The organism is Shewanella sp. JNE2, from assembly GCF_023159115.1.
In the GTDB taxonomy this organism is placed as follows: domain Bacteria; phylum Pseudomonadota; class Gammaproteobacteria; order Enterobacterales; family Shewanellaceae; genus Shewanella; species Shewanella putrefaciens.
Genome location: NZ_CP096169.1, coordinates 3548162 through 3561635 on the forward strand (window position 1 = coordinate 3548162; position 13474 = coordinate 3561635).

A 13474-nucleotide genomic window follows, 5' to 3' on the forward strand; every position below is an offset into this window, starting at 1 on the left:
CGATTACATTTGCGGCAGATTATAAGGAGTTTAGGCTGGTCAGGCCACAAGATTGGCGAGGAATAGTTAACTCCATCAATAGCGGAGAAATAATACATAAGTATGAAGTAATGGCTCACAACGCCTGATTATCGATAGTGGCGACGCCAATAATCTCGGCGATCTCCGCTAAATGGGTATCGACCCATGCACTGCTGATCGGTCCCCAAGTGAGGATGCGATAATAACCCGCGTTGTTGCGACTCCCTTCCTGTATAAATTCAACGCGGATACCAATATCCTCAAAGGCAGCAATAGCATCCTGCAATGTACGGCGCGGCATTCCAGTTAACTTGTTGAGAGATAATAAATTATGACGCTCGTCATCCATTAAATGTGCGAGATATAACTTACGTAGAAAGGCTTTATTTTGCTTTGAAACCGCTGGCGATACGGATGCTGACACTGGCATAGGATGACCTGTCGAGATGTAAAAGTAATTATCATCAAAACTACTTTATATTCAGTTAATAACGCAATAGCCAGTCCTAAATAGTTGGCATTAAATATAGCCAGATCACACAGTGCAATACTGCGGATTAATTTGAATAAAACAACTTGTATTTTCCCCCTGATAGCTGTTATTTCTAGTCTCAGACGTTGATACCCAAACAACCTAAAAATACGAATACTTTGAGTTTGAGGTTGAGGTTGAGGTTGTTTGAGTATAGATAAACTACACTTACTCATGTGAGTCATCGATTGGCTTAGCGAGTCTCAATCCCAGCTGCGAGAGTCCGTGGAGGCATAGGTGATAATGACACTTGATAAAGACAAACCTCATCACTCAGGCATTCGATATAACCACTATAAATTGATGGGGTTAATGGCGCTTTGCAGTTACCAAACCGGCAATACAGCCGAACTGAGTATTGGTGTTAGCCTCTCTATTCCTCCTTATGTTATTCAAGAAACTAACAGTGGACTCGAACTCGAATTACTCTACCAAGCACTCGCGGTTAAGGGACATAATGCCATCATCCACTACCTTCCTTTGGCGCGTACATTTCATGAGCTAAAAGAAGGCAAACTCGATGGTATTATCAATATAAAAGAAGGCATGTTAGATAATGTCTTTTATTCTGATGTGGTCATTAGCTATCAAAACTGTGCCATTAGCCTCGAATCAAATCGATTTAATATCAATAGCATAAGTGATTTAAGTGACAAACAAGTCGTCGCTTTTCAGCGTGCATCAAGCATGTTAGGAGAAGAGTTTGGCCAAATGGCTAAAGCCAATACTGGCTATAAAGAACAAGCTCGACAACTACAACAGGTTTATATGTTGATGAAGCATAGAGCCGATGTGGTGGTGATGGATAAAAATATTTTTAAATACTATTTAAAGCAGGCTTATCTGGATGGGCGATTGAACAGCAAGGAATTACAACAACAAGCCATTTGCCACAAAGTATTCCCCCCGACTGAATATCGTTTTGCATTTCTGAGCGCACAAATTCGGGATGATTTTAATGCGGGTCTTAAGCACATTACCCAAGACGGTAGCTTGCAAGCATTACAGGAAAAATACCGCCGCCTCATGTCCCTAGAACATGAAGCGGAGGCATCAACCAAAATAATAGAACGTAACCCCATCGGAAATGATGCGCTCTAACCGCCGCCAATAGAAAAATTACTTAACGACAAGCACAGGACATACCGCGCCATTTGCCACAGCTTCAGCGACATTAGTATGTAAAAAGTGTGATAACCCACTCCGTCCATGACTGGCAATCACCACCATGCCAATATCTTTACCGTTCGCTTCCTCTAAAATTTGATCGACAGGATCACCACGGCGGATCAAAGTACTAATTGGAAGATCCGTTTTTAGTTTATCTAGCAATGCTTGCATTTTATTGGCCGCCGCATCTTCCATACTCTTAGCCAGCTCTTCAGGTGTGATGGATAAAATCATAAAGTTTTCATCACCAATCGGCTGCTCAACCACGTGTAGAATTTTTAGACCAACATTATACAAATTAGCCATTTCAATAGCATAACTTAGTGCATGGGCCGCAGTTTCCGAGAAATCTGTGGGCCAGAGTATTTGACCTTTACGCATAATCTGTACTCCTTCTATGGCGCAACTGAATTACTAAGTGAAGGTAAAACTTAGGTAATAGAACTAATCTCGTAACCAAGCTACCGCATCACCATTATCGACAAAAAACCTTACCTCAGCAGGTGTAAACCAGTTTGCCAACTTAGCCAACACTTCCTGCAATGTTGTCTTACCGACAATGGCAATTTTCTCGAAATGGCGAATATGCTTCACCCCAAGTTTAATATCGTCCCAAGCGGCTTGTAGTTCCAAGCCATCCAACTCAGTGACATCAACCAAGGCGAAGATATCGGGATCTTTTACGCCTGCCAGTGCCGATTCCAACACGGGCACCATCCTTTCGTAGTCTTGGTGAGTTAAGGTACCAATAGCTTTAAAGGCAACGAAAAAATCATCATCACCATAACGCTCAATACCGATCGAAATTCCGTGCTTTAACAAAGTCATACATACTCCTTATGTGAGAACCTTTGGTTCAGTGTAGAAGCTAACGCTATAACAAGCCGTGATCTTGCTCAAAAATACACCAGATATCTTGCGCTGCCTCAACAAGCAAGCTAGGATAAACCGACTAATCAGTCGGTACTTATTTAAGATTCAATTGTAAGGGTTGAATCTTAAATAAGTACCCAATAAGACTTGCTTACCACTTCGCAAGGAGCAACCACTATGAATATGGCTACTGACCACCTTAATACCTCACCGCTGACTCAGTTGCTCCAACGTCAACGCAGCAGTTACTTCGCCAATCCGAACCCCGATTACGCTACGCGAGTGGAGCAATTAACTCGACTTAAAGCGGCCATACTGCAATTTCAAACACCCTTGGTCGATGCCTTAAGCCAAGATTATGGCCATAGATCGATTGATGACAGCCTAATATCTGACATTATGCCAGTCATTAACAACATCAATTACTGTTTGAAAAACTTAAAAAAATGGCTCAAACCTAGTGTTCGTCATGCAGGGATCTTACTCGCTCCTGCCAACGTCACTGTGCATTATCAACCTTTGGGGGTTATCGGCATTATCGTGCCATGGAATTTCCCCGTGATGCTGTCGCTTGGCCCACTTGCCGCCATCATTGCCGCGGGTAATCATGCCATGCTCAAAATGTCTGAATTTACCCCAGCGACCAATCAAGTGATCAAACAGTTATTGGCACAGGTTTTCGATGAATCCTATGTCGCGGTCATCGAAGGTGAAGCGGATATTGCCGCCCAATTTTCTGCCCTGCCCTTCGATCACTTGCTCTTTACTGGCTCAACTACTGTGGGTCGCCATGTGATGCGCGCCGCTGCCAATAACCTTACCCCTGTAACACTCGAGCTAGGCGGTAAATCGCCTGTGATTATCGCCCCTGATATGCCGCTTGAGACAGCAGTAGAACGAATGATTTACGGTAAGTGCCTAAATGCAGGGCAAATCTGTGTCGCCCCAGATTATGTACTCTGCCCTAAAGCCAAAGTGGATGGCTTTATCACGGCCTACCAAGCTAAGTTTCAATCCATGTACGGTACGATTAACCACAACAAAGACTATGGCAGCATCATTAATACACGCCAGTTTGACCGCTTGATGACAGTGCTCGAAGACGCCAAAGCAAAAGGCGCCCGTGTTATTTCTGCGACTGACGAAGCCATAGATAGCCAAAACCGCAAAATTGCGACTCAGTTGATAACGAACACCACTGAAGACATGCTATTGATGCAAGAGGAAATATTTGGTCCATTGCTGCCAATTATTGGTTATGACTCGCTAGATGAAGCGATTCAATACATCAACCATAAAGCCAGACCCCTAGCACTTTATGTAATGAGTTTTGATAAGCCTACGCAGCAAAAAATCCTCCAGCAGACCCATTCTGGCGGTGTTTGTATCAATGAAACCGTGTTTCATGTCGCGGCAGATGACGCGCCCTTTGGCGGTATAGGCCCGTCGGGCATGGGGCATTACCATGGTAAAGAAGGCTTTTTGACCTTCAGCCATGCTAAAACCGTACTCAGCCGTGGCCGATTTAACACGGGTAAGTTTGTGCACCCACCCTATGGCACTTTTATCCAACGCATCTTAATGAAGCTATTTTTGCGCTAGTCATTGGGGGATAAATCTTGAATAAGCCAGCCACCACGCAACCAATAAAAATGATGACAGATAAACGCCAAGCCATTCTCGATACCGCCTTAGTACTCTTTGTCAGCCAAGGATTTCATGGCACGTCCACCGCCTCAATTGCAAAACATGCAGGCGTCGCTACGGGCACCTTGTTCCATCACTTCCCTTCCAAGGAAGCCTTGATGGAATCTTTGTTTCTTACGATAAAACAAGAGTTTGCCGATGCTTTACTGTTAAACAGCCCTAAAAGTAATGATCTTAAACACAATGCATTGCAGCTTTGGCAAAGTGCGATTGATTGGTCGCTAGAAAATCCTGTCAAGCAACTGTTTTTTCAGCAATATTCTATGTCTCCTATGATAGCGGCTCAGGTGCGCGATCAAGCGATGAACGGTATCTTAGGTTTTATTAGCGAACTGATTAAACAGGGACAAATGATGGGATTAATCGCCCACTATCCCATTGAACTGATGGTAGAAAACTGTCATGGACAATATCTGGCGGCCACACGCTTCTTTATCGATAACCCACATTTAGGGACAAATAAAACATACCGAGATGCCAGTTTTGAATTGTTTTGGAAGGCCATGCAAGCGGACTAACATAGCCCAATATCAAGCTATTGACTCTCAATTGCTGCCTTAGGTAAACGCTGGGGTCTACAGCTAAACTCCAGCGCTTATCCTAATTTCGGCGCACGTACTTAACTCTGACTCAACTCCTGCGCTTTTTCGGCTGGCTGGGTGACTTGAGTTGGGCTCCAGTAACCTTGTTTGATGCCCTTATCAATCATCTCAGCGACCGCCAATTCAATGGCCTGCAACACACAAAATTGCACTGGTTCATTGGTAGTAAAACCGACTTCTGCCTCGGCAAGGCGATTTAAACTCGTGTAACGGAATAACCCCGCACGCATTTCTTGGGATAAAACACGCTTACTGGTTGAGACTGACATCATCACTTTACCCGTGTGCACATCGACCGCACGCAGATAAATCGTCACCAGATCTTCACGGTACATTTCAGAGGCACCAATGCCGTAATACTCAACGCCCGCACCTCCCGTACTGGTGTTAGTCTCATAGCTGATGATCCCACCTTCAAGCAACAATCTGGCAGTAGACAATACAGGTACGTCATCACCCTTAGTTCCCGTTTGTTTATTGCTGATCTTGCGCTCGGTAAGCAAATTTTGCAGCCCTTCACGCTCCACAGGTGTAAACCATTTAGAGTCGAGCAAAGTCTGCATCAACATCGACGTTGCGCCCTGAGTCACCGCGGTCGAAAACGAACTCACGTTAGCCTGTGGTTTATATTGTCCCGTTTGATCGCGAAAGGAATATACAGCGACAGGAATGGGGAACTTAGGCCCAGGCTGAGCTTGTAATCCACGCATCACTTCACTTAAAGGGTTAACCTCGGCAGCCGTGATATTCAAATCAGGTTTAGGGATCAAACTGCAGGCCGACAGGCTTAATAACCATAAACTCACTAACACTAAACGAGCCATTAGCTAAGACCTCCAAACGTCGGCATTTCTATCACTGTAATTTCACCAGTTTGAGTGTTAGTGATAGTTAACATCACGCCATTACCCGTAGAAGCCACCTCAATACGAAAATCCCCAGTATCATAAACGCCATCTTTGATCTCACCATCGGCCACACCGCGGGTGATGGAGTTAATAATGTTACGCTCTAGGGATTCTTTAAAGCGGGTGACAAAGTCCTTCTCGGTCGAGCTAGATTTATTGTCATTCTGGGCTTGGGCTTTATTTAATAGAAAAGTCCCATTTTGTGGATTACCGCCAAAACTGGGATTAATGGGGGTGTAAATCAATTCAGTGGCTTGACCACTGCTCGCCACATATAACGTGACAAGGGCAAGTAACGTCCTGTATGTCATTATTTTTATCCTAAAAATCGTCCGATGTTCCTGAAAAATCACCTGTTATGGCATTGGCTCTGATTTGCGCTAAATAATCAATCGTGAGCAAAATCGCCTGCTCTGCACTCTCTTTAACTGGATTTGCACGACGGCCAAAATGGGTGGTGTAAATCCGAGTCCCGTTTACCTCTAGGGTTAAAACAGTGCCAGCCTGTGGAAACACTGTCTCATACAGAGTGACGTTAACGCCTTGGGTAAAGGGCAGTTCACGCCAATAGCTTGAGTAGTAAAAACCAAAGTCTTTACCAAACCGAGTCAAGGTTCTATCTATTACTAAGCCACTAATTTCAATGTCGTTATCGGCAAAAGTGATAGGGGAAGTTAACAGCAGGAATGGACATAAAACACAAGCAAGCAGACGCTGTTTTAACGGTTTCACATATTCCTCCTTTAAGCTGTTAATCGAACCTTAAACATTGCACTCACCACGGTTAAAACAAGATGAGTTGTAGCGCAAATTTTCGGTAAAACAGGTTAACAGGGTTAAAGATCTCCCGTCATTACGCTGGGGGACAAATTAGCCCAAAGAGCTAAGGTAAAAATGCAAAAATAGCCCATTTGGGTAATGTGCCAAGCGGCCACGGAGGATAGGAGTTGTGTTTAAACAAGCGAAGAAAATAGGCAATAAAAATGTGCCTTAAACGTGTATGGCGGTGTTATTTAAAACACTGGCATTATTGTGGCAACCATAGTCGAACCAACAGGCCACCGTCACTGCGATTATGCATGCTAATACAGCCATCGTGGGCTTCGATAATTTCACGACACAAAGGTAAACCTAAGCCTGTGCCCGATTGTTTTGTTGAGTAAAATGGTAATAGCGCCTGCTCTAATACTTCGCCAGACATACCTGCGCCGCGATCCTCAATCGCAATACTGAAACCCGTGCCATCCACTAAGGTTTGATATCGAATCGATAAGGTGACGTCCTCGGGGTTTGAACCAGATTCATGGGCATTTTTCAGTAAATTAAGGAGCACTTGCTCCATCTGTCCTTGGTCAAAATAGCCATCGACCTCAGGCAAATCATCCTTAAGTTTAAAGGGATAATGCTGGGTTAACTGGGCGGTAAATTGCGCCCAACTCACCTGACACCGCTGTGGAAGCGGCAACTTAGCGAAGCGAGCATAGTTGAAGATAAACTGACTTAAATGATTAGTGCGATTCTCAATCGTATCGAAAATTAAGGTTAACCTAGGATCATCTATATCTTGAGTGAGTAGACGGCCCGAATTGACCATAGAAGCAATGGGCGCGACGGAGTTATTGAGTTCATGGCTTATAATGCGGATGACTTTTTTCCACACTGCCACCTCTTGGCGATTGAGTTCTCGAGTCATCTGTTTGAGCAAGATTAAGTTATGCTGTTGGTTATTCAATAAAAACTGACCACGGCTGATATACCAAGTTTCCATCTCATCTTCGCCCATGGCAAAGAGGCCGTTCTTTTCATGTTTAAGTGCTAAGGCCAATGCCTCGGGCAAATCCACCAGTAATTCATCTAAGCTCAAGCCTTCCATTCTGCCCTTTTTATGAAATAGGTGACGCGCGGCATCATTGGCGTAAATGAGCCGTTGATGGTCATCGAGCAATAACATCACATTGGGGGAACTCTGAATCACCTTATCCAGCAATAACTCACGTTGATAAATGTATTGCCTTTCTTGGCGCAATTTAGCCGCGCTATGATTAAATAACTGCGCTAAGGTTTTGAGTTGCCCTTCACCATGTTCAGGAATACTCACACTAAAATCATTATCACTAAAATTGAGCAAGCCGACTTCAAGGGAATCTAAACTGCGGCCAAGATGTCGAGTCAACCAAGCAATGCCTAAACCACAGACACAGCAGGCGAACAATAACACCATCAACCCCTCACCTAAGGTCAAACTAGCGGCAGGTTCACTGGCGACTATCTCGGCGGGCGCAACAGAGGATACGGGGGCTTTAGGCGGTAAAATGGATAGTGGCTCGACACGTAAAGGCTCAACAATATGAGGCATAGAATTAAATGCCCCTTCTTTAAGCTGTTCTAAGGTAAAAAGTTTTATCTGTAACTGTGCTTGTTTAAGTTGTTCAAGCTTTTGCAGTTCAGCCTTAATCTGCTCTGCCCTTTGGTGCGCTTGCATTGCTGCGGCCTGCTGCAATGGCTCACTATTGTTAAGGGCGAGTTCGATAGACGCGAGGTTTTTTTCAAGCTCAGCAAAGTCAAACGTGACATTATTATCAGGGGTTTTAATCGCGTGAGGCGTGGTAACAACTGATGCCTCGGATAAAATATATTTCACCAAGGCAAAGCTCAATAATACGCCAAAGGCACAGCACGCTATTGAATAAATGATAATTTTAGTTCGAATTAACACTCATATTCCTTAATCGATAGCCTTCATCTATAACCTAGCGCCTGCGCTTAGCCTATGACTTATCTAAACCAAATTTATCCATTCGCCGATACAGCGCCTGACGACTGAGTCCAAGGGATTTTGCAACTCTCGCAATCACTCCTTTATGCAAGCTCAGTGCAGCTTCGATTTCTTCTCGGCTCACATCAACCGATTCATTGGAAAATGCAGTATTAGCGGGGATAGAAGCGGATGCATAAACGGGCTTAGAGTACTGTTCACCCATTTCAGGCTGAGGATCAAATTGCCGCTGCTCAGAAACAGCCAAAACACTGGAAGAAGATTTTATGGCTCTCGCAACAGGTGCCAAACCAAAGTCAGTTTCCGTCAACACATGACCTTGTGCTAGTAATACGGCTCGCTTACAGGCGTTTTCAAGCTCTCGGACATTTCCCGGCCAGCGGTGGTGCAATAACGCCTGAAGCGCAGGTTTACTCAAGCTAAAATCGCTACCGATAAAATGCTGCACTAAAGGTAAAATATCATCGGTGCGTTGATTCAGCGGTGGCAATGCCAGTTCAATCACATTTAAGCGGTAAAACAAATCCTCACGGAATCGCCCTTCGGCGATATCTTGGGCCAGATCCGCATTGGTCGCACTGATCACCCGCACTTTTACTTTCTGTGTTTTATGGCTTCCTAAGCGTTCAAATTCGCCCGTTTGTAGCACCCGCAATAATTTCACTTGGCCAGATAACGGCAAATTACCGATTTCATCTAGAAACAGCGTGCCGCCGTCTGCCGCCTCAAAACGACCGATACGCGCTTTGGTGGCGCCGGTAAAAGCGCCCGCTTCGGCCCCAAACAGCTCGGCTTCTAACAACTCCATCGGCAACGCACCGACATTGACCTTGATAAAAGGTTTGTTTTTTAAGGGCGAATTGGCATGGAGAATATCGGCGAGTTTGTCTTTTCCCGCACCATTGGGGCCTGTGATCAACACAGATACATCGGAGCGCGCCAATTGCAAGGCTAAGTCAATACAACGCTGCATAGCACCACTGCCAAAGACGATACCGCAGAGATTAGCATCGGCGATCGCCACTTGCCGCTGATGATTCACCCGCTCCAAGCGGTGGTTAGCACGGGAGAGTTTATAGAGCGCAATCAGATTAGTGATGCTATTGAGTACCTTAGCATCATCCCAAGGTTTACCCATATAATCGGCGGCGCCCGCTTTAACTAATTCAACCGCCGTTTCGAGTTGCGTCCACGCTGTCATTAAAATAATGGGGAGATCCGCTTGCTGTTCACGTAGGGCATAAAAAAGCTGTCGTCCCTCCTCGCCTGAAGTGGTATCTCGGGTAAAGTTCATATCTTGAATGACAAGATCGACCTCCTGAGTCGTCAGCACTCCAAGGGCTTCTTCTGGAGTATGGCAAGATAAGACTCGATAACCATTCAACTCAAGCATTAAACCTAGTGCTTGGCAGATGGCGTGATTGTCATCGACGATAAGAATGGTATCCATAATTCTCAGTTCAGCCCCAAGTAAAACCCATTAACGGTAAAGTAACAAAAAGTGCAATAACATCCTATTGTTATCGCACCTTTCCTAGCTTGAATCTCCTCCAATATGCCGCTATACAGTGCGAGTTGCCGTTGCTGGCGAAATATTTGCCGCCTTACGCGCCGGTAGATAAACCGCCAGCGTAGTGACCATAAATAAGCCTGCCACAGTAAATATTGGATAACTTAACGTCAACATAGGTAGGCTATAGATTTTCATTAACTGTTGCCCTAACTGTATCGCTAACAAACCACCCAACACGCCTCCTGCTAAGCAAATCAAATAATTCTCAACAAGGAAGTAATTGATAATATCCCGCTTCTTCGCGCCCAGTGCTCGGCGTGTGCCTATTTGCTTAGTGCGGCGCTGGATATTAAACATCACCATACCCGTTAACCCGAGAGAAGTGATAAGTAGCAATAACACCACCATCATAGTCAAGACTGTGATCATCAATTGATGGTCGCGGTATGAGCCCTCTTTTAAGGCCTCAATGGACTTGAATCCATCGAGTACTCGATTAGGATTCTCCGCCAGCAGTGCTTTTTTTATCGCGTCTTTAAGCTCTGCGTGATGCTCAGGTTTTGCCCGCACCATATAAGAACTGCTGCCATAATCCACATTTTGAATAATGCTGTTTTCAAGGCTATTACTGTCAATCCATGCGCCTTGTAATTTCTCAACGACGCCAATCACTGTGATCTGCGCATCTTTACCTTCGTATAACACTTTACCCAGCGCCGATTCATCTGGCCAAATCGCTTTTGCTAACGTGCTGGTCATTATCGCTAATCGACTGGGGCTATCGAGGTTATCCTTAAGTTCATGGGGATAAAAATTACGTCCCTCAATCAGTTTAATCCCTAAGGTATTAATGGTGTGATCCGTCCCTAAATACATCGCAAATTGCGGTGTTGATTTAACACTATCAGGATCTGGCCCGAGCTTTAAGCTACTTGACCAACCACCGCCACTCAAGGGCAGCATGTTAGTTGAGGTCGCATCAATCACATTGGGTAAACCCCGTAAAATTTGTTGATCGATTTTGTTTTGTGCGGTTTTATCAATCAATGGATCGAAGTTGAACAAGCTAAAGGTCAAAACTTCTGACTCTTTAATCCCCGAATCACGCTGCATCAGGGCTAAACGCTCTTGAATAATAAAGCTCGCGTTCGCCACAATCGCCACTGACAAAATAATTTGAATAAGCAGTAAGATTGGACCGCTTTTACTGCGCAATAAACTGCTGAGAATAGGTTTAATATGCAACATAATAAGTCCCCTACTGGCTTTTAAGATAAACGCTAGGCTTAGTGCGACACACCACCCACGCAGGATACAAACCAGCCAATAACGCTGTGCCCACCGCAATACTTGGGGTGATAATCCACATACTTGCCGATAACTGGGTTAACCCCTTCGCGACCTCAAACTGGGCCGATAACTGGGTTAACCCCTTCGCGACCTCAAACTGGGCCGATAACCCATAAAGCGAAGCATAGGCCCAAGCCAGTCCCAGCAAACCACCGAATAAACCAATCATGCCCACTTCAACCATATATTGAGCGAAGATTTGACCTCGGCTAGCGCCAATGGCGCGGCGTACACCCACTTCGGGCGCGCGCTTGAGAAACTTGGTCAGCATCAAACCTAATATATTGACTAAACAAACACTTAAAAACAGAACACTCAAACCGACCAAGATTTTATTGTCTTCTGGCACCACATGATTGTATTCAAGCCAAGTTGCCACATCGGATACTTTGACTGAATCAGCGGCAGATTTATTATCCGTAAAACGGCCTAGGGCTTTTTGCTCCGCCACATAATTGCTGAGCCAAGAACGGTAACTGGCTACTGCGTCTTTATTGGGCAACTCAACCCAATAAAGCAACCACACTTTTTCAGAGTGAAGGCGATCGCTGTAGCTATTCATCGGCTCAAACTTCCAACCCGAAGTGTTACCCCATATATCAAACTCTTCGATAGGCGTCAGCGAAAACGGCACAAAAATTTGTTCCGTGTCGTTAAAGGCGCCGTTAGTGGGATCATAATATTTAGGCTTAGGATCCCAGGCTTTAATTACTCCAACCACTTGATAAGGTTTACGATTAAGATAAACCACTTTGCCAACACTGTTTTGACCCGCAAACAACTTTTGATTGAGTTTATCGTTAATCACCACTTGATAAGCAGGCTCAGTGTCCACCGATTTATCCCACGCATTACCGTATAAAAATGGCACGTCAAACAGCTTAAAAAAGTCACTGTCCGTCACCCGAATGCTTTCTAAAATAGGCGCAAAATTAACATCGTCCGTTTGCACTGCCATCCCAGTGCGAAACATCGCAGCTTGGCGTTTAGGTAAGGTATTGTTGCGCAGATTCATCGCGTCTTGGTAAGTCACTAATGAGTTTAACTCATCCCAAGAATCGGGACCTTGGCTCCAAAGCTGTACCGCATTTAACTCGTCAGAACGTTCACCCGCAGGGTTAAACGACATCATCTTATACACGTTTAAGGTAGTGATAGTGATACCGATACCAATGGAAATCGCCAACACCATCAACATTGACAACACTGGGGTTTTCTTAATGCTGCGCCACGCTAAATCAACATAATAAAAAAACATAATGCGTATCCTTAGTCTGCGTTAGCGACAAGTTTGTCTAGTGGATCTGTCGTCGCAATTTGTGCGCTGCCACGGGGCTGATACATCGTAAAATCACACACTTGGCCATCGACAATTTGAATATTGCGTTGGGCGCGACGAGCGAGTTCAGGATCGTGCGTCACCATAATGATGGTCGTGCCCGCTTGGTTGATATTTTCAAGTAATTCCATCACTTGACGGGCCATTAGGCTGTCGAGGTTTCCTGTGGGTTCGTCGGCGAGCAGGAAGCGTGGCTTACCCGCCAATGCCCGAGCTATCGCCACCCTTTGTTGCTGTCCGCCCGACAACTGCGTAGGTAAATGCTTGAGGCGTGAAGCTAGGCCCACTTGCTCTAATGCCTCTTGTACGCGGCGTTGACGCTCCTTGGCATTAAAGCCACGGTAGCGCAGCGGCACTTCAATATTCTCAGCTAAGTTAAGATCGGGAATTAAATTAAAACCTTGGAAAATAAAGCCAATTTTCTCATTACGGACAGTAGCGCTCTTGTTATCGCTCAAGTTAGACACGTTAATCCCATCGAGAAAATAATCACCATGGGTAAAGCCTTCGAGTAAACCTGCGATATTTAAAAAGGTGGTTTTACCTGAGCCTGAAGGACCCGTTACCGCGACAAATTCGCCTTCGTTCACCTCGAGGTTAAAATCGCGCAGGGCGTGGGTTTCAACGAGATCCGTTTTAAAAACCTTGCTCACATTCTTCATTGATAACATATTAGTTTCCTT

14 protein-coding genes are annotated in these 13474 nt (G+C 45.0%); 3 read left to right on the forward strand and 11 right to left on the reverse strand.

The annotated features are described in order from the left end of the window. Positions 1–115 precede the first annotated feature (115 nt). Positions 116–451 carry a winged helix-turn-helix domain-containing protein gene (locus MZ182_RS15920; protein WP_011919847.1) on the reverse strand — a complete coding sequence of 112 codons (336 nt, stop codon included), beginning with the start codon at positions 449–451 and terminating at the stop codon, positions 116–118. A gap of 345 nt (positions 452–796) precedes the next feature. Here MZ182_RS15920 and MZ182_RS15925 point away from each other — a divergent pair, with 345 nt between their 5' ends. Continuing rightward, positions 797–1654, forward strand: coding sequence for a substrate-binding periplasmic protein (locus MZ182_RS15925; protein WP_011788344.1), 858 nt, complete (start codon positions 797–799; stop codon positions 1652–1654). Positions 1655–1672: 18 nt separating this feature from the next. On the opposite strand, the gene MZ182_RS15930 is transcribed toward MZ182_RS15925, so the two are convergent. Then, positions 1673–2104: a universal stress protein gene (locus MZ182_RS15930; RefSeq protein WP_011788343.1), complete on the reverse strand. Its 432-nt coding sequence runs from the start codon at positions 2102–2104 to the stop codon at positions 1673–1675. A gap of 63 nt (positions 2105–2167) precedes the next feature. Beyond that, positions 2168–2551 carry an STAS/SEC14 domain-containing protein gene (locus MZ182_RS15935; protein WP_011788342.1) on the reverse strand — a complete coding sequence of 128 codons (384 nt, stop codon included), beginning with the start codon at positions 2549–2551 and terminating at the stop codon, positions 2168–2170. Positions 2552–2773: 222 nt separating this feature from the next. Here MZ182_RS15935 and MZ182_RS15940 point away from each other — a divergent pair, with 222 nt between their 5' ends. Continuing rightward, entirely contained in the window at positions 2774–4198 is a 1425-nt protein-coding gene (locus MZ182_RS15940) for a coniferyl aldehyde dehydrogenase (protein WP_248068181.1), read from the forward strand. A gap of 17 nt (positions 4199–4215) precedes the next feature. After that, on the forward strand, positions 4216–4821 hold the full coding sequence (locus MZ182_RS15945; protein WP_014611174.1) for a TetR/AcrR family transcriptional regulator: 606 nt from the start codon (positions 4216–4218) through the stop codon (positions 4819–4821). A 101-nt stretch (positions 4822–4922) separates the two neighbouring features. Here the strand turns inward: MZ182_RS15945 and MZ182_RS15950 are convergent, their stop codons facing one another. The 8 genes from MZ182_RS15950 to MZ182_RS15985 form a co-directional block, all read right to left on the reverse strand. Beyond that, positions 4923–5729: a CsgG/HfaB family protein gene (locus MZ182_RS15950; protein WP_011788339.1), complete on the reverse strand. Its 807-nt coding sequence runs from the start codon at positions 5727–5729 to the stop codon at positions 4923–4925. Further along, positions 5729–6124, reverse strand: coding sequence for a curli assembly protein CsgF (locus tag MZ182_RS15955; RefSeq protein ID WP_011788338.1), 396 nt, complete (start codon positions 6122–6124; stop codon positions 5729–5731). The genes MZ182_RS15950 and MZ182_RS15955 overlap by 1 nt, the downstream gene beginning before the upstream one ends. A gap of 10 nt (positions 6125–6134) precedes the next feature. Further along, positions 6135–6545, reverse strand: coding sequence for a curli production assembly/transport protein CsgE (locus tag MZ182_RS15960; protein WP_011788337.1), 411 nt, complete (start codon positions 6543–6545; stop codon positions 6135–6137). 295 nt (positions 6546–6840) lie between these two features. After that, positions 6841–8529 (reverse strand): sensor histidine kinase, encoded by a 1689-nt coding sequence (locus tag MZ182_RS15965; RefSeq protein ID WP_248068179.1) that lies wholly within the window; start codon positions 8527–8529, stop codon positions 6841–6843. 52 nt (positions 8530–8581) lie between these two features. After that, complete coding sequence (locus MZ182_RS15970; RefSeq protein WP_025007618.1) at positions 8582–10039, reverse strand: sigma-54-dependent transcriptional regulator; 1458 nt, start codon at positions 10037–10039, stop codon at positions 8582–8584. A 111-nt stretch (positions 10040–10150) separates the two neighbouring features. Then, positions 10151–11350 (reverse strand): FtsX-like permease family protein, encoded by a 1200-nt coding sequence (locus MZ182_RS15975; RefSeq protein WP_011788334.1) that lies wholly within the window; start codon positions 11348–11350, stop codon positions 10151–10153. Between the two features lie 10 nt (positions 11351–11360). Beyond that, a complete protein-coding gene (locus MZ182_RS15980; protein ID WP_248068177.1) occupies positions 11361–12710 on the reverse strand; it encodes an ABC transporter permease in 1350 nt (449 codons plus the stop codon). An 11-nt stretch (positions 12711–12721) separates the two neighbouring features. Next, a complete protein-coding gene (locus MZ182_RS15985; RefSeq protein ID WP_011788332.1) occupies positions 12722–13462 on the reverse strand; it encodes an ABC transporter ATP-binding protein in 741 nt (246 codons plus the stop codon). Positions 13463–13474 lie beyond the last annotated feature (12 nt).